General features: G+C 51.8%; 12 protein-coding genes. 9 read left to right on the forward strand and 3 right to left on the reverse strand.

Annotation, left to right across the window (positions count from 1 at the left end; all coding sequences use genetic code 11):
* Positions 1 to 11: 11 nt before the first annotated feature.
* A complete protein-coding gene (pntB, locus tag ACCI51_RS00695) occupies positions 12 to 1403 on the reverse strand; it encodes a Re/Si-specific NAD(P)(+) transhydrogenase subunit beta (protein ID WP_366525533.1) in 1392 nt (463 codons plus the stop codon).
* Between the two features lie 15 nt (positions 1404 to 1418).
* The gene (locus tag ACCI51_RS00700) at positions 1419 to 2969 is read right to left on the reverse strand and encodes a Re/Si-specific NAD(P)(+) transhydrogenase subunit alpha (protein ID WP_455363769.1); all 1551 of its coding nucleotides are present in this window, start codon (positions 2967 to 2969) and stop codon (positions 1419 to 1421) included.
* 875 nt (positions 2970 to 3844) lie between these two features.
* On the opposite strand from ACCI51_RS00700, the gene ACCI51_RS00705 reads away from it, so the two are divergent.
* The 9 genes from ACCI51_RS00705 to ACCI51_RS00745 all read left to right on the forward strand — a co-directional run bounded on the left by ACCI51_RS00705 (position 3845) and on the right by ACCI51_RS00745 (position 16584).
* Positions 3845 to 4432: an ANTAR domain-containing response regulator gene (locus tag ACCI51_RS00705; RefSeq protein WP_371842235.1), complete on the forward strand. Its 588-nt coding sequence runs from the start codon at positions 3845 to 3847 to the stop codon at positions 4430 to 4432.
* 37 nt (positions 4433 to 4469) lie between these two features.
* A complete protein-coding gene (locus ACCI51_RS00710; RefSeq protein ID WP_371842236.1) occupies positions 4470 to 5504 on the forward strand; it encodes a CmpA/NrtA family ABC transporter substrate-binding protein in 1035 nt (344 codons plus the stop codon).
* Positions 5505 to 5684: 180 nt separating this feature from the next.
* Positions 5685 to 7148: a NarK family nitrate/nitrite MFS transporter gene (locus tag ACCI51_RS00715; RefSeq protein ID WP_371842237.1), complete on the forward strand. Its 1464-nt coding sequence runs from the start codon at positions 5685 to 5687 to the stop codon at positions 7146 to 7148.
* The gene (locus ACCI51_RS00720; protein WP_371842238.1) at positions 7138 to 8916 is read left to right on the forward strand and encodes a protein kinase domain-containing protein; all 1779 of its coding nucleotides are present in this window, start codon (positions 7138 to 7140) and stop codon (positions 8914 to 8916) included. Before ACCI51_RS00715 ends, ACCI51_RS00720 begins: the two co-directional genes overlap by 11 nt.
* Before the next feature lie 326 nt (positions 8917 to 9242).
* Positions 9243 to 11780, forward strand: a complete 2538-nt coding sequence (nirB, locus tag ACCI51_RS00725; RefSeq protein WP_371842239.1) for a nitrite reductase large subunit NirB — start codon at positions 9243 to 9245, stop codon at positions 11778 to 11780.
* 86 nt (positions 11781 to 11866) lie between these two features.
* Positions 11867 to 12304, forward strand: coding sequence for a nitrite reductase small subunit NirD (nirD, locus tag ACCI51_RS00730; protein ID WP_371842240.1), 438 nt, complete (start codon positions 11867 to 11869; stop codon positions 12302 to 12304).
* Positions 12304 to 15072: a nitrate reductase gene (locus ACCI51_RS00735; RefSeq protein ID WP_371842241.1), complete on the forward strand. Its 2769-nt coding sequence runs from the start codon at positions 12304 to 12306 to the stop codon at positions 15070 to 15072. Before nirD ends, ACCI51_RS00735 begins: the two co-directional genes overlap by 1 nt.
* A 341-nt stretch (positions 15073 to 15413) precedes the next feature.
* A complete protein-coding gene (locus ACCI51_RS00740; RefSeq protein ID WP_371842242.1) occupies positions 15414 to 15857 on the forward strand; it encodes a VOC family protein in 444 nt (147 codons plus the stop codon).
* Between the two features lies 1 nt (position 15858).
* Positions 15859 to 16584, forward strand: coding sequence for a dienelactone hydrolase family protein (locus tag ACCI51_RS00745; RefSeq protein ID WP_299579381.1), 726 nt, complete (start codon positions 15859 to 15861; stop codon positions 16582 to 16584).
* A 61-nt stretch (positions 16585 to 16645) separates the two neighbouring features.
* On the opposite strand, the gene soxR is transcribed toward ACCI51_RS00745, so the two are convergent.
* Positions 16646 to 17134 carry a redox-sensitive transcriptional activator SoxR gene (soxR, locus tag ACCI51_RS00750; RefSeq protein ID WP_299579384.1) on the reverse strand — a complete coding sequence of 163 codons (489 nt, stop codon included), beginning with the start codon at positions 17132 to 17134 and terminating at the stop codon, positions 16646 to 16648.
* Between the last annotated feature and the right edge of the window lie 42 nt (positions 17135 to 17176).

The following is a 17176-nucleotide window of genomic DNA, read 5'->3' on the forward strand; positions in this document are numbered from 1 at the left end:
GTACTATTCTGTTAGTCGCAAACCTTGCCGAGCACTCCCTGTAAACTGTCTTTAGCATCGCCAAACAACATGCGCGCATTTTCCTTATAGAAAAGAGGGTTTGCCACACCAGCATAACCCGAGGCCATGGAACGTTTGAGTACTACTACTCTGCGCGCTTTCCAAACTTCCAACACTGGCATTCCGGCAATTGGCGAGCCCGGTTTCTCTACGGCATCTGGGTTAACCGTGTCATTGGCTCCAATCACCAGTGCCAGATCTGTATCGGGAAAGTCCGGATTGATTTCATCCATTTCCAAAACGATGTCATAGGGTACATTGGCCTCGGCTAGGAGGACATTCATATGACCAGGGAGACGCCCTGCAACAGGGTGAATACCGAAGCGCACCGTTTTACCCATGCTGCGCAAGCGATCGGTCAGATCGCTAACCGCTTGTTGTGCATGGGCAACCGCCATTCCAAAGCCCGGCACAATAATAATGCTATCGGCAGCCTTAAGGTCATCCGCCAGTTCTTGTTGGTCAATCGAAATAACCTCACCGTCTACTTCCTCGTCGGAGACCTCTCCACCATCGGAGCCAAAACCACCGAGAATAACGCTGATAAAGGAGCGATTCATACCGCGACACATAATGTAGCTAAGGATCGCACCGGAAGAGCCAACCAGGGCGCCCACAACAATAAGCAGGTCGTTACCCAGCATAAATCCGGTTGCCGCCGCAGCCCATCCTGAGTAGCTGTTCAGCATGGAGATCACCACAGGCATATCGGCTCCACCGATAGCAGCCACCAGGTGAATACCGAGCAGTAACGCAATGGCCGTCATCAGCAGTAAATTGAGAACCGTTGCCGCGTTCACTTCCGCAGGTACAAAGAGCACGCCGAGCACGATACAAGCCACGATGGCCGTTAGGTTTAGCCAGTGCCGCGCCGGCAGCATCAACGGCTTCCCGGAGATTACGCCCTGTAATTTACAGAAAGCCACCAGAGAGCCAGTCAGGGTGATTGCCCCGATAAACACCCCAAGATAGATTTCTGTGCTGTGCACAACATGCGCAGCCCCATGCAGATTAATTCGCGGGTCGAGAAAACCTCCCCAGCCAATTAAAACCGCAGCAAGACCAACGAAGCTATGCAGTAGCGCCACCATCTGCGGCATCTGTGTCATGGCCACGCGCTTTGCCAGAGACAGGCCTATCGCGGCCCCGGCCACCATGGCAATGATCACCATCCAATAGGCACCGGTGGTAATACCGGCAATAGTGGCAATTATGGCAACCGCCATACCAACCATGCCGTAGATATTTCCCCTGCGTGCGGTTTCGTGACTGGACAAACCACCCAGACTCAAAATAAACATCACCGCAGAAAAAAGATAAGCCATTGCAATCATACCGTTCATCACTTATCCCCTTCCTTATCGACGAAACATTTTGAGCATTCGGTAGGTAACAAAAAAACCACCGAAAATATTGATACTGGCTACCAACACACCAACAAAAGCGAGCAATGTAACCAACCCCGATCCGGTCGCTCCCAGTTGCAATAATGCCCCCACCACTACAATCCCGGAAATGGCATTAGTAACGCTCATTAATGGCGTATGCAGCGCATGCGTGACATTCCAAACCACCTGCCAGCCGACAAAAATTGCCAACACAAAAACCGTGAAGTGGGAGACAAAATCCGGGGGAGCTACTTTGCCAAACCATAGAAGTAAGATCGCTGCAACCGCCCAAAATGTAAAAATGGCCAGGGGGGATTTTTTATTTTTCTTCTCTTTCTCAACCTTGAGCTTAGGTTCCTCAATTGCTTTACTCGGTTTTTTAGCCTGGGCAGAAACCTTAGGCGCGGGAGGTGGCCAGGTGATTTCCCCAGATTTTACCACTGTTGCGCCGCGGATCACCTCATCATCAAAGTTCAGGTCGATCTCACCGTCTTTTTCAGGGGTGAGCTCACTGAGCAGGTGAGCCAGATTTGTAGAGTATAATCTCGAGGATTGCGTAGCAGCACGGCTGGGTAAATTGGTATATCCAATAATAGTCACATCACTGCGTTCAGCTTTCTTGTGGGGTTCGGTATAGTCACAGTTCCCCCCCATTTCTGCCGCCAAATCCACCACAACAGAACCCGGCGCCATGCTGTCCACCATATCGGCCAGCCAGAGCTTTGGCGCAGGTTTTCCGGGTATCAGGGCCGTGGTAATCACAATATCCACATCTTTGGCCTGTTCCCGGAACAGGGCCATTTCCGCGTCGATAAATTCCTTGGACATTTCTTTGGCGTAACCGCCAGAACCCGAGCCCTCCTCCTCCACCTGTACCGTGAGGAATTCCGCTCCCATGGACTCTACCTGTTCACGCACTTCGGCACGGGTATCAAAGGCCCGTACTATGGCCCCCATACTTTTTGCCGTGCCAATTGCAGAGAGGCCCGCAACACCCGCGCCAATAACCAAGACTTTGGCGGGAGGAATTTTCCCGGCGGCCGTAATCTGCCCTGTAAAAAAACGACCAAAGTTGTGCGCGGCTTCGATCACCGCACGGTAGCCGGCAATGTTGGCCATGGAGCTGAGTGCATCCATTTTTTGGGCGCGAGAAATTCTGGGGATAGACTCAACCGCTAGGGCGTTAACATTTTTCTCTGCCAGCTTTTGCAGGAGTTCAGTATTTTGTGCGGGTTTTAAAAAGGTAATTAGCGTTGCGCCACTGGGAATCAATGCTAACTCTTCATCCGATGGCGGCTGTACTTTTAGTACGACATCCGCCCCCGTGAGACAGGTCGTTATATTCTCGCGAATTTCAGCTCCGGCTTGCTGATAGAGTTCATCGCTGAAGCTAGCCTTAGTACCGGCTCCCTTCTCCAAAACAATAGAAAAGCCCAAATCAAGTAAACGCTTGACGCTATCTGGAGTCGCCGCAACACGCGCCTCTCCTTCCGCAGTTTCTCTCGGTATGGCTATTATCACCGCCGTGCCCCTCATCGTTAATATTATGAATTTACAACTACATCTACCTCAAAAAGGATTCGATTGCCCAATATATAAACAGCCCGAGTGTAAACGCCGAAAACGTGGATTGAAAGGGAAGTTACTTAATAGCCACAATTGGTGAAATTTATAAGGCTATAAATAAGATTTATTAGCCTTAGGAGAAGCTGTTCAAATGGAGGGGTACTAACTTTCAAGTATTAGCGTCTCTAGGCCGCACTGACTTTTCTACTTTAGCTGGCCACCTAACCCTGGGGAAGATAGGTCAATCTACGGGATATCGCTACGGATACTATATCCTTGCGCCCGGACAAACCGTGAACGTAACTGTAATCCGGTTAACCGCCTAAACACTACCCCTACTCTAAAAGGCTTTATCTGCGTATTTTGGACCCCTGAGGTCATGGGAACGCCGACATAACGATTGATATCTATTTCAAGCCACTACGCTTTTATCCGGATATACACTCTATTCAATTTTTCAACCAACATTCATACAACGCCAACCCCTTATCAATCAGCATTTCTTTAAACCACTCTTTCAGAAGATCTGCATCTTAAAAAATCTAAAAGTGGTAGGACTAGCTTGCTGTAAATATTGATTTAGCGTGCATCTATTATTGCCACCAGCCGCTCAATACACAGCAGCCAAAAGCCTTACAAGAACCAGTCTCTTGTACTAAAAAAGCAATAGACGCAAAATAGCGCACTCAGAAATAACAGGAAGTTCTTTATCACACCTCATGGAAATAGAAAAATTTATTTTATTTTGCTTTTCCTGCACTTTTGGCACAAGTATTGATTGGCACTAGATGAACAGTATTTAAAACTGGAAACGAGTGCCTTCTTAAGCCGTGACAAATACACCCCCCGCAATCATGTTGGTTGACGACAACCACGAACGCGCCCATCTGGTTTGCGAACGTTTGCGCGCTGCCGGATACACCGTTGTCGCACAAATTAACAGCGCCGAGGGACTTCTTTTTCAAGTGGAAAAGTATCGCCCCGATGTCGTTCTGATCGATATCGAATCTCCCGACAGGGATATCCTGGAAAGCCTCGCCATCGTCAACCGGGAGGCTCCAACACCAGTGGCCATGTTCTCCAGTCGCAGTAATGCTGACTTTATAGGTCGCGCACTGGATTCCGGGGTCAGCGCCTACATGGCAGAGGGCATTACTCCAGACCGGGTAACCCCAGCCATAGAAATTGCCATGGCACAATTTCGAAACTTTCAACAACTGCGCCAATCCCTTGAAAGAACCAAGCAACAACTTACCGAACGCAAAATGATTGAGCGAGCCAAAGGCTTGCTGATGGCCAAGAGAAATCTCACGGAAGAACAAGCCCATAAAACCCTGCGCAACCTTGCCATGAGTAGCAATGCCACTATGCGTACAGTGGCTGAACAGCTTATTCACTATTTCCAAAGCGAGCATTGAATTACTGATGTCACCCTTACTGTGTCCGGAAAAAAAATTGATCAAGCTTTTGTATTTGCGCCTAACAGACAGTGCCCCACTTATCGTTGCCAAGGAAAAAGGGTACTTTCACCAAGTTGGTCTCGAAGTGCAGCTGCAGAGGGAAACTTCATGGGCAACCCTGCGCGACAAATTGATTGGCGGCAAAGCAGACGCAGCGGCCATGCTGGCTCCAATGCCGCTGACCTTGCAACAAGCCCTACCGAACTGCCAGGAACAACTTATCAGCGGCCTGATACTTAGCTGCAATGGCAATGCCATTACTCTGTCAACGGATCTCCACCAACGTTTGCTGCATTATGGTGCAGGCGAGAGACAAAGCGATATTGCCAAGTCACTCAAAGTCTATTTAAGAGAAAACCCGAAATCGGCGCCGGTGAGGCTGGCTACGGTCTACCCCTTCTCCAGTCATGCCCTGCAGCTGCGTCACTGGTTGCGCTCTGCAGACATCAATCCCGATCAGGAAATACAACTTGTCATACTGCCCCCCGAGCAGATGCTGGAGAACCTCTACAGCGGAATGATTGATGGTTACTGCGTTGGCGAACCGTGGAATACACTCGCTGCACATAAGGGTAGCGGCGTTGTGATTACAGCCTGCAATACCCTTTTACCGGCGATGCCGGAAAAAGTTCTGGCAGTCACTGAGCGTTGGCATACAGCCAATCCAGTCAGCCACTTGGCCTTACGCAGTGCATTATTACAGGCCTGTACCTGGTTGGCGGCACGGGAGAACCGCCATGAAGCTGCAGGATTATTGGCACAACAGCAATATCTGGATTTGCCAGAATTCCTTTTACAGCGCTCACTAAATGATCAGATGCTATACCGTCAAAATGCCGAAATCATTGCCAATCCTGGCTGGCACCTGTTTGCCCATAGTGATAATGACAACGGGCGCCCCTGTGAGGAAAAAGCTAAACAGCTGATTGAAATGTGCAGTAGCTTTAGCGAAACGACTCCAGCCAACGGCCGAAATTTTAGATCCGATCTCTACCGCCAGACAGTAGACTTTCTCAGCGTAAATAAATAATGGCACATTAATTGAATGGAAATATTGCGATGATGCAATGGCCTGCTACCAGGCACATTAGTACAGTCAATCGATCTTTCACCGACGATACCGGGCAACGAAGTCCATTGATTGCGGCCGCACAGCCGCGGCAGTGGGCTTTTTTTGTGCCTGCCGGGATTACAAATAAAGGAAATGCGCATGTCCAGTGAATCACTCAATCTGTTTTCATTTCGAGGAAGGATAAAAATCCTTCACCTAACCTGGGTAGCTTTCTTCATTACATTTTTCGCCTGGTTCAACCACGCACCATTGTTAATGGCCATATCGAAGAGCCTCTCCCTCACCTCTGATCAGGTGAAAACCCTGCTTATTTTGAATGTGGCCCTAACCATTCCCGCGCGCATTGTGATCGGGATGCTCACGGACAAATATGGACCCAGGCTTACCTACTCCCTGCTGCTCGCCATCGGCAGCATACCCTGTTTTATTTTTGCCCTGGCAGACAACTTTATGCAGGCCGCCGTCGGCCGCTTCCTACTCGGCTTTATTGGTGCGGGCTTTGTTGTAGGTATTCGCATGGTTTCAGAATGGTTCCCCGCACGCCAACTGGGGACCGCCGAAGGTATTTATGGCGGCTGGGGAAATTTTGGCTCCGCCGCTGCCGCTATGTCTTTGCCCACCATTGCACTGTTTTTTGGCGGTGACGACGGCTGGCGCTACGCAATTGGCATCACCGGAGTGATCGCACTGGTATACAGTGTGATTTACTACCTGTCTGTAACCGATACCCCCAAGGGCTCCACTTATTTCAAGCCCAAAAAGATTGGCGCGATGGAGGTGACCAGCACTGGAGATTTTATTTTATTGCTGATTATGAAGGTGCCCATGTATGCGGCTCTGGCACTGTTGACCTGGAAACTGTCAAGTGGTGTTGCCATGATTTCCAGTCTCAGCGCCACATTGATTTACTGTGGGCTCGGCTTACTTTACCTGCTGGATGCTCGCAAAACTTATAGTATTAATCGCGATATCTTTAGCAATCCGCCAGCACCTGTGCATCGCTATAAGTTCAAACAGGTAGCCGTACTCAATCTTCTGTATTTTGCTACCTTCGGCTCTGAACTCGCCGTAGTCTCCATGCTCCCACTGTTTTTCTCAGAAACCTTTACCTTGGATCCTGTAAAAGCCGGACTGCTCGCCTCGGCCTATGCGTTTATGAACTTGATGTCCCGCCCAGCGGGTGGCCTGATCAGTGATCGCTGGGGACGCAAACCCACCCTGTTGGTCTTAACGGCAGGCCTGGCTCTGGGTTATTTCACTATGAGCCTGATCGATGCCGAATGGCCTCTCTACTTGGCGGTAGCCGCCGCTATGGCCTGCTCCTTCTTTGTGCAGGCCGGTGAAGGGGCTGTATTTGCTGTGGTTCCTCTGATCAAGCGCCGCCTCACCGGACAAATCGCGGGTATGACTGGTGCTTATGGCAATGTCGGTGCGGTTTTTTATCTCACCATCTTGAGCCTGGTCTCCTATCAGATATTTTTTCTGGTCATCTGCGTCACTGCACTGCTTGGCTTTGGCGCACTGTTGCTGCTGGAAGAACCCGAAGGTCAAATGGCCGAAGTCCATCCCGATGGCAGCGTATCTATGATTGATGTCGCCTGATAAAGAGCTGGACACCGTAATTCCGGTGAGTGCATACAAACTCTCAGGGATTAACGCAAACCCGCAGAGTGATAAAATCGATGCTCTGCAGGTTTTCATCGCCACTTGTGCCGGCCACCGCCGGCACAATGACGATGCCTGTGCAGTGCGCTTGCCCGAGGGAAGCACGTTACAGCGCCATGGTAGCCTCACCGCACTAGCCGATGGTGTCGCCAGTGCCGAAGCTGGGGGCGAAGCCGCTCGCGCAGCAATCAACGGTTTTTTCTGCGACTATTACAGCACCCCGGAGACCTGGTCCACCCGGCACGCGGTCGCGCGGGTACTGCACTCGCTCAACAATTGGCTATATCGACAGAGTGGCGGCAGTGTCGAAATTCAGCGGGGTTGGCTGACCACCTTTTCAGCCATTATTTTTAAGGGTGCCAGTGCCCACTTGGTTCATATTGGGGATTCACGGATTTACCGCTTGCGCGCGGGCAAGTTGGAGTGTCTCAGTCGTGATCACAGCCACCGTCTGGCCCCAGGGCGTACCTTTCTCAGTCGCGCGTTGGGTATGGATGCCCACATTGATGTGGACTACCGCTGTGAGGCATTGGAGCCTGGCGATATTTATTTGCTCACGAGTGACGGTATCCACGACTTTTTGCCGGACACTTCCATTCAAGAGCGGCTGCTCGAATTTGGCGAAAGCACGCCGCAACAACTAATTGACACAGCCCTGCGAGCCGGCTCCAGCGACAATCTGAGTGCGGTGGTTACCAGGGTCAATGCCATCGGATCGCCCCGGTGCGACGAATTGGCAATGCACAACCGCGAACTCCCTTTCGCACCCGATTTGCGCCCTGGCCAGAAGCTCGATGGTTTTCTTATTTTGCAGGAGCTTTACGCCAGTAATCGCAGCCACCTGTATCTGGCTCGGGACCAAAAAACCGGCGAGCTGCGCGCAATCAAAACGCCCTCGGTGAATTACTGCGATGATCCTCACTATATCGAGCGGTTTATCGCCGAAGAGTGGACCGGCAGGCGGGTTAACCACCCGGGTATTATCAAGCTATACCCTCCCAAGGTCGGGCGAAGTAGCCTGTATCATGTTCTCGAATACGTTGAAGGGCAGACTCTACGGCAGTGGATGCAACTCAATCCTCAAGCACAGATTCCCCAGGTGCGAACTTTACTGGCCCAGCTCATTAGCGCCCTGCGTAGTCTGCAGCGTTTAGAGATTATCCACGGCGATCTCAAGCCGGAAAACATTATGATGCGCAGGGATGGCCGCTTAGTGGTTGTTGACCTCGGCGGTGTCGATTGCCCCGGCCTGAGGGAGCAGTTGTTGTTCTCTGACCCTAGTGTTCCAGGTAGTAAAAACTATGCGGCTCCGGAGTTCTTTTTTGGCGACAGCCCCAGCCACCGGTCGGATATTTTTTCGGTGGGCGTTATCGCCTATGAGTTACTGACCGGAAGCTACCCCTATCCGGAACGACTCGGCAGCCTACACTACCACTTAAAAAGTTACCAACACCTGCGCTTTATGAAAGCAGGTTCTCACAGAGAGGATATTCCCTTCTGGATTGACGGCGCCTTGCAAAAAGCTTGCGCCCCCAACCCTAAACAGCGCTACAGTAGCCTGTCGGAATTTATCCGGGATTTAGAAGTCCCCAATTCAGACTTCAAATCGCCAAAGGGCCGCCCTTTACTGGAAAAAAACCCTCTTTTATTCTGGCAGCTGCTGGCCTTAGTCCTGCTGTTTTCCCACTTGCTGTATTTTTTCTAGAGACCTCAATGGCAGCAACCTCTCTGGTTACCCCATTCACTCATCTTTTCTCAACTGATAATCCACAGAATTTTATTAAGCACTGAGAAAGCGCATAATTTTTATTTTCCGCACCAAAATATCCCAGAAATTGTGGACAATAGAAGTAGATAGGCGCCATTCCGAGGTAATTTTTTTGGCATGAAGATTGAATGCTCTTAATTACCAACAAAATTCTCCCCCAAGGCAACGGCGCCTGTACTCTTCGGCAGAAGAGGAGGCGCCCCTGCCATATCCTGTGGCCCTCCTCCTGCCGGAAAAAATGATTTTAGACGGCAGGAATATCAATGACGGACACTACAAAAAAGCAAAAGCTGGTTGTGATTGGTAACGGCATGGTCGGTCACCACTTTCTTGAACAGCTGGTAGAGAATAAAGGAACCAGCCGTTTTGAGGTAACCGTCTACTGTGCAGAATCCAGACCCGCTTATGACCGAGTGCACTTGTCCGAGTACTTTTCTGGACGCACAGCAGACGATTTGGCGATGGGCCATATTGAGCAGTATCGAAGCTGGGGTTTTGAACTGCGGCTCAATGACCGAGTTGTGTCTATCGACCGAGATGCGCAAACCGTTACGACCGAAAGCGGTGCCGTAGGGCTCTACGATCAGCTAATACTCGCCACCGGCTCCTACCCTTTTGTCCCCCCTATTCCCGGCCATCAGCACGAACTCTGCTTTGTCTATCGCACCCTCGAAGACTTGGATGCGATTCGCGCGGCAGCCTCCACGGCGAAAAGTGGTGTCGTTATTGGTGGAGGCTTGCTTGGTCTCGAAGCCGCGAATGCCCTGAGAGCCCTTGGCCTCGAGGCCCATGTGGTGGAGTTTGCTCCCGGATTAATGTCGGCGCAACTGGATGAAGGTGGCTCGAATCTTCTGCGCAAAAAAATTGAAACTCTGGGTGTTACTGTGCATACCAGCACGGCCACTGAATTGATCGCTGAGGCTGATGGGCGCTTGCGTATGCAATTTAAAGGCGGGGCCGAACTTTGCACCGATATGATTGTTTTTTCTGCGGGCATTCGTCCCCAAGACCAACTGGCCAAGTCCTCCGGTCTGCAGGTTGGCGAGCGCGGAGGCATCATAATCGACAACAGCTGCCGCACAACGGATCCCAATATTTTTGCCATCGGTGAGTGCGCCCTTTATGAAGGGCGGATCTTTGGTCTGGTGGCTCCGGGCTATAGCATGGCTCGCACTGCAGTCGCACAGCTCACGGGTGCCGAGGTATTTTTTACTGGTGCTGACATGAGCACTAAATTAAAACTGCTCGGTGTCCAGGTTGGCTCAATCGGCGATGCACACGGGCGCAGTGAAGGCTCTGCCGCAATCACTTTTGTCGACGAGCAGGGCGGTATTTACAAGCGTATGATCACCGATGCGAACGGCAAAAAACTGCTGGGCGCGGTACTGGTGGGCGATACAGGGGACTACGACACCCTACTGCAATACCACCTCAATGATCTCGATCTACCCGAACACCCGGAACAACTCATTCTTCCCTCAAACGACGATGCGGCATCACCGCTCGGCGCCTCAGCTTTACCAGCCGCAGCCACCGTATGTTCCTGTTACAACGTCAGTAAGGGTCGAATTATCGAAGTTGTCCAGAACGGTTGCCATACCCTGGCAGAGGTCAAAGATGTGACCAAGGCCTCCACCGGCTGTGGGGGCTGCGCCGCACTGCTAAAAAATATTGTCGATGATGAACTGGCGGCACTGGGGATGGAGGTGAACAACCACCTATGTGCGCATTTCCCCTTTAATCGACAGGAGTTATTTCACATTATTCAGGTCGAGGAAATCAAAACCTTCAGCGACCTCCTCCAGAAACACGGCAGCGGTCAGGGCTGTGAGGTGTGTAAACCCACCGCAGCTTCCATCTTCGCCTCCTTGTGGAATGAACATATTCTGGAGCAGTCCCACGTTGGTCTACAGGATACCAATGACACTTTTATGGCAAATATGCAGAAAAATGGCAGCTACTCGGTCGTGCCGCGTATTCCCGGTGGCGAGATCACCCCTGAAAAACTGATCGTAATCGGTGACGTAGCCAAACGCTACGACCTCTACACCAAAATTACTGGCGGTCAACGGATCGATTTATTTGGTGCTCGCCTGGAACAATTACCGGAAATCTGGCGCGAACTCATTGATGCCGGCTTTGAAACCGGCCATGCCTATGGAAAATCTCTGCGTACCGTCAAATCCTGTGTCGGCAGCACTTGGTGTCGTTTCGGAGTACAAGACAGCGTCGCCATGGCACTACACGTCGAGAACCGCTACAAGGGTTTACGCTCTCCACACAAAATAAAAATGGCCGTTTCCGGATGTACCCGCGAGTGCGCCGAAGCGCAGAGCAAAGACGTGGGCATTATCGCCACAGAAAAGGGTTGGAATTTGTTTGTCGGCGGCAATGGCGGCATGCGGCCACGCCATGCCGATTTATTTGCTACCGACCTGGATGATGAAACCCTGATTCGTTATATCGATCGTTTCCTGATGTTCTATGTGCGCACCGCAGATAAATTACAACGCACCTCAGTCTGGTTGGAAAGTTTGGAGGGCGGACTTGATTATCTGCGCGACGTTATTGTTGATGATAAGCTGAGCATTTGTACGGAATTGGAAACACAGATGGAACGTGTGGTCGATAGCTATCAATGTGAATGGAAGTCAGCCATCAACGATCCGGAAAAACTAAAACGTTTCCGCCAATTTGTTAACAGTAGCGAAAGCGATGACAAAATTATTTTTGTTAAGGAGCGCGGCCAGCCTCGTCCGGCCACGGTTGAGGAAATAGTAGAAACAGCAGAATCCGCATAGAAGTGTGCAGTGATCTACCTGCACCTCTAATTTATGAAAATTTAATTTCAATTACTTTTTTATCATAATCCTGAAAGGAAACTGTTATGTATCAAGCCGCATTCCATCAAAATCCTGTTAATCCCGTTGCCATAACCCACCCCCAATGGCTACCAATCTGTCGACGTACAGATTTGGTCAGCAACTCCGGGGTGTGTGCCCTTTGGGGCGATACCTCCTCAAGCGAGTCCGGTTATTCCGGTAAACCTGTGGACAAAAAGGGTATCGCCCTATTTTTTTTACCGGGCCAGAACCGACAGCTGTATGCCGTTGACAACTGGGACCCGATCGCACAAGCTGGAGTGATTTCGCGGGGAATTATCGCGGAGTTGGACGGTGAATTAACAATTGCCTCACCACTTTATAAACATCATTTTCGCCTTATCGATGGTGTTTGTATGGAAGATAACAATATCCAGCTCGATACTTACCCATTAGCTTTTAACGGGAATACCGTTTATATCGGTTGCAGTAAGATAGAATAATGGCAGTAAAGGAATACCTGAACGCGCAGCGCTCCTGCACCACCTGCCCCTATTGTGGCGTGGGTTGCGGAGTCACTATTAACAGGGAAGAGCGCGTAAACACCTCGGCAATTTCAGTTAGCGGTGATAGCCAGCATCCATCTAATTTTGGCCACCTCTGTGTCAAAGGATCTTCACTGGGAGAGACCCTCGGTGATAACGGGCGCTTGCTCCGCCCACAACTACACGGCGAGGCCAGTGACTGGGATACTGCCATGTCTTTTGTGGCTGGTGAGTTTGCCCGCAATATACGCGAACACGGCCCTGACTCTGTTGCATTCTACCTATCCGGGCAACTGCTCACAGAAGATTATTATGTTGCCAATAAATTAATGAAGGGATTTATTGGCAGCGCCAATATTGATACCAACTCGCGCCTTTGTATGTCCTCGGCAGTGGCCGGATACAAGCGCGCCTTTGGCGCGGATGCTGTACCCTGTTGCTACGGCGACCTGGAGCAAGCAGACCTCATTGTCTTAATTGGCTCCAATGCCGCCTGGACACACCCAATTCTGTTCCAGCGCATGCAGGCAGGCAAAGCAAAGCTAGTAGTGGTCGACCCCCGAGCCAGTGCTACCAGCGAGATGGCCGACTTGCACTTAGCAATTAACCCCGGCAGTGACGCCGCACTGTTTAATGGATTGTTGAATTTTCTCGCCGAACACAACCGTCTCAATCATCACTACATCCAGCAACATAGCCAAGGCTTTGAGCAGACTCTGGCCGCGGCACAACACTGGTCCCTACAACAAACCGCCTTGAGTTGCGGAGTGCCCGCAGAACAGTTATTGGCTTTTTTCCGTTTATTTTCCGAGACGGAAAAAACCATCAGCTTTTACTCCCAGGGAATTAACCAATCCAGTAGTGGCACAGACAAAAATAATGCAATTATCAACTGTCATCTGGCTACGGGACGTATAGGCAAGACTGGGGCTGGTCCTTTTTCTATTACCGGTCAACCCAACGCCATGGGCGGTCGCGAGGTCGGTGGCCTGGCCAATATGCTCGCCGCACATATGGAATTTAAAAGTGACGCTATTAACCGGGTGCGCCGTTTCTGGAATGCCCCCAATATGGCCCTCACCCCTGGATTAAAAGCGGTGGATATGTTCCGCGCAGTGGAGAGCGGTCAGATTAAGGCCATTTGGATTATGGCCACCAATCCCGCGGTAAGTATGCCCGAGGCGGAACGTGTAACCGAGGCACTGCGCAAGTGTCCCCTGGTCATTGTCTCTGACTGTGTTGCCGATACCGATACCGCACGCTGTGCCGATGTGCTACTGCCAGCCACTGGCTGGGGGGAGAAAAACGGTACTGTCACCAATGCCGAGCGACGTATCTCCCGCCAACGATCTTTTCTCGATCCCGCGGGCGAAGCCCGTCACGACTGGCAAGCACTATGTGATCTGGCCAGCCGCCTGGGGTTTGCCCAACACTTCGACTTTACCCACCCTGCGGATATCTTTCGCGAGCATGCCCAATTGTCCGGGTTTGAAAACAGCGGGGCGCGCGCCTTTGATATCTCACTATTTAGCGACATCCAACGCAGCGAATACGATGCCCTGCAGCCGGTACAGTGGCCGGTCAATCGCGAAAATCCCCAAGGCAGCGCGCGATTATTTGCCGATGGCAAATTTTTTACCGAAAGTGGCCGCGCTAATTTCGTAGCGATCACCCCTCGGATGCCCCAACAGCAAATAGACAGCAACCACCCTCTGTGGTTAAACAGCGGGCGTATGCGCGATCAGTGGCACACCATGACCCGCACCGGCCGTGCGCGCAAGTTGCTGGATCACAGTGAAATGGCCGAAATCCAAATCAATCCCGGAGATGCGCGCAAGTATGGGATAGACGAGGGCGCACTGGTAGAGCTGTACAATGCCCAGGGCACAATGTGCGGACGAGCAATACTCAACAGCGGTCAAAAGCCCGGTGAGTTATTCGCCCCGATCCACTGGAGCCAGACCCTGGCTCAAGCGTCAAAAGTCAGCGCCCTCACTCGTGCGGATGTGGATCCCATATCCGGGCAACCGGAGTTCAAGCAGGTGCCGGTACAACTGCGACCCCTAGCTTGTTCGAATTACGCCACCCTAATTTGTCCGGAGCCGGTAGGGGAAAATCTATGGCGCTGGTTGCAAACCCATGGAGACAAAACCCTGTTGCACTGGTACCGAGTGCCCTGTCAAAACGGCTATCGCTTTGAGTTGGCACTGAGTGCCCCGCTGAATGGGCGCCAACTGGGCAAGCAATTATTACAGAATCACCCTAACGTACAATGGCAGCACATAGAAACGCTGAATAATCAACGATGGCTGGCCCACAGCGAGCAAATAGAGCTGCTTATTTTTGCCAGTAATGATTGGCAGATTCTCCCCGACCGACGCACTCTGGAGCGCTATCTGCAATTGGGACGGCCAAAAAACCCTGCGCAGCTTCTCCAGGCTATTTCCCCCGGGGAGCGCACCGTATGCACCTGTATGCAGGTAACTCGTCCACAAATTGAAGAAGCCATTGCTCAGGGTAATAACTCTGTGGAGGCACTGGGAGATTCCCTCGGTTGTGGTACTCGTTGCGGTTCCTGTAAACCGGAAATCTCTGCGCTATTGCGCACCACACTGAAAAAAAATGCACAGGGTCAGGGGGTGGCTGCGGCACTGGAAACAGAGATCGTCCAGTCCGAACAAGACCTACGTGAGGCAAGAGAAAAGATTTATAGTGTCCAGGCCTGATTCCAGCCTTTCTGTCGAATTTACTGGACGTGGAGCCCGGTTTTCCCGATCGGCGCTCCGCGGAAAAGATATAAATCCGATCCCTAAGACGTCCTTCTCCCTCCGGGTGTCCGCTGACATCGGCACCATTCTCTAAACGGCTTCCCAAAGGGCCTTTGCCGTCAGGCCGATATAAGCGGGACAAATCCCAATCACCATCGCCCGTAAAATACTGGCGCAAATACGCGAATTTGTGGGTAATTCAGTGCATTTGTCGGCCTATCCTTAGCCCACATGAGCCCGCTCAATTGTTTGCCGAATGAATAACCGATCGCAACTTTCCACCGATCCGGGGATAAGCCGTGTTTAATATTCAATATATCGACCACGTGGTGCTGCGCGTGCAATCCCTCTCCGCCATGCGCAATTTCTATGAGGACATTCTCGGTTGCACAATGGAGCGGGAAAACCCGGAGTTCGGCCTCTATCAATTGCGTGCCGGCCAGTGTCTGATTGACCTGGTTCCTGTAGACCAAGCCGCGGGCCGTGAAGGGGGTGCCGCACCGGGGCGGGAAGGGCGCAACCTGCATCACTTCTGCCTGCGCATAGACCCTTTCGAACCCGAAAAAATTACCGCCTTTCTGCGAGGGAAAAATATCCAGGTCTCGGCACTACAACAACGCTATGGCGCTGAGGGCATGGGGCCGTCCATTTATATTTCCGATCCCGAACAAAATCTGGTGGAACTCAAAGGGCCGCCAAGTAACCCAGCCTCAGTTCATCAATCATTCGCCCGAGAGACCTAAAATGAAATCCGAAGTGATCGATTACACGGTAGATGGTCAGTCCTATTCAGGCTATATCGTTTGGGATGACGCCATCAAAGAAAAACGCCCCGGAGTCATCCTGGTCCACGAGTGGTGGGGCCACAATGCCTTTGTGCGAGAGCAGGCAGAACAGGTCGCCCGACAGGGCTACTGCGCGTTTGCCGTGGATATTTTTGGCAGCGGAAAACAGACGGACGATCCCGCCGAGGCGCAACAGTATCGCGATGAGGCGCTAAAAAACCCTGTAGCTCTGGAAGCTTGCTTTCGCACCGCACTTACCCTGCTACAGCAACACGATCACGTGGAACCAACCCAGATCGCCGCGCAGGGCTACTGTTTCGGCGGCGGCGTGGCTTTAAGCATGGCGCGCCTCGGTTTGGCGTTGCGCGGTGTTGTCAGTTTCCATGGCGCCCTGGCCAGTAAAATCAGCGCAGAAAAGGGTAAAATAACAGCGGAGCTACTGGTTTATACCGGCGGGGCTGACAGTATGATCCCGCCACCGCAGGTTGCGGCCTTCGTACAAGAAATGCAGGAAGCGGAAGCCAAATTCACCCTGGTCAGTTTCCCCGGTGTACTGCACGGTTTTACCAATCCTGTCGCCACCGAGCGCGGAGAGAAGTTTGGACTGCCCCTGGCCTATAACCGGGAAGCCGCACAAGATGCATGGCAGGGCACACTGGATTTTTACCAAAGGATATTCCAATGAGTATTCTCGGGAAAAGACATTATCCAAGTAAGAACTTGTTGCCGAGCAAAATACTACCCCGCTATATGTCGCTCTCCAGGTAGTGCGCCCCACCGCCCTGCTCCGCTGCCCGGTCGCCGGGATTACGCAGCGGGCAGCTTTGCATAGAGAGGCAACCGCACCCAATGCAACCCTCCAGGCGATCGCGTAACTGGGTCAGCTGGCGAATGCGCTGATCCAGGTCCTCGCGCCAACCAGCGGAGAGTTTGGCCCAGTCTTTAGCGGTGGGGGTACGTCCATCCGGTAGGGTTGCAAGGGCCTGGCGAATTTCAGCGAGGGGAATACCAGTACTCTGCGCCACCTTGATAATCGCCACCCGTCGCAACACATCGCGCGAATAGCGCCGCTGGTTACCGCTGGTACGCCAGCTGCTGATCAGGCCTTTACTCTCATAAAAATGCAGCGCACTCACCGCTACATCACTGCGCTCGGCTACCTCGCCCACCGTCATTTCACCGCGGCCTTTCCTATCAAAACTGGCAACGGTTTTCTTTTTGTTGGTACCGCTCATGAAATCCCTCCCGCAGTATTGACCTCAACTTTACTTGAGGTT

The organism is Microbulbifer echini, assembly GCF_041447225.1.
GTDB lineage: Bacteria > Pseudomonadota > Gammaproteobacteria > Pseudomonadales > Cellvibrionaceae > Microbulbifer > Microbulbifer echini.

Coding starts and splice junctions, on each gene's coding strand:
- pntB (WP_366525533.1), bottom strand. CDS start 1,403: ATGAACGGTATGATTGCAATGGCTTATCTTTTTTCTGCGGTGATGTTT.
- ACCI51_RS00715 (WP_371842237.1), top strand. CDS start 5,685: ATGTCCAGTGAATCACTCAATCTGTTTTCATTTCGAGGAAGGATAAAA.
- ACCI51_RS00720 (WP_371842238.1), top strand. CDS start 7,138: ATGTCGCCTGATAAAGAGCTGGACACCGTAATTCCGGTGAGTGCATAC.
- nirB (WP_371842239.1), top strand. CDS start 9,243: ATGACGGACACTACAAAAAAGCAAAAGCTGGTTGTGATTGGTAACGGC.
- nirD (WP_371842240.1), top strand. CDS start 11,867: ATGTATCAAGCCGCATTCCATCAAAATCCTGTTAATCCCGTTGCCATA.
- ACCI51_RS00735 (WP_371842241.1), top strand. CDS start 12,304: ATGGCAGTAAAGGAATACCTGAACGCGCAGCGCTCCTGCACCACCTGC.
- ACCI51_RS00745 (WP_299579381.1), top strand. CDS start 15,859: ATGAAATCCGAAGTGATCGATTACACGGTAGATGGTCAGTCCTATTCA.
- soxR (WP_299579384.1), bottom strand. CDS start 17,134: ATGAGCGGTACCAACAAAAAGAAAACCGTTGCCAGTTTTGATAGGAAA.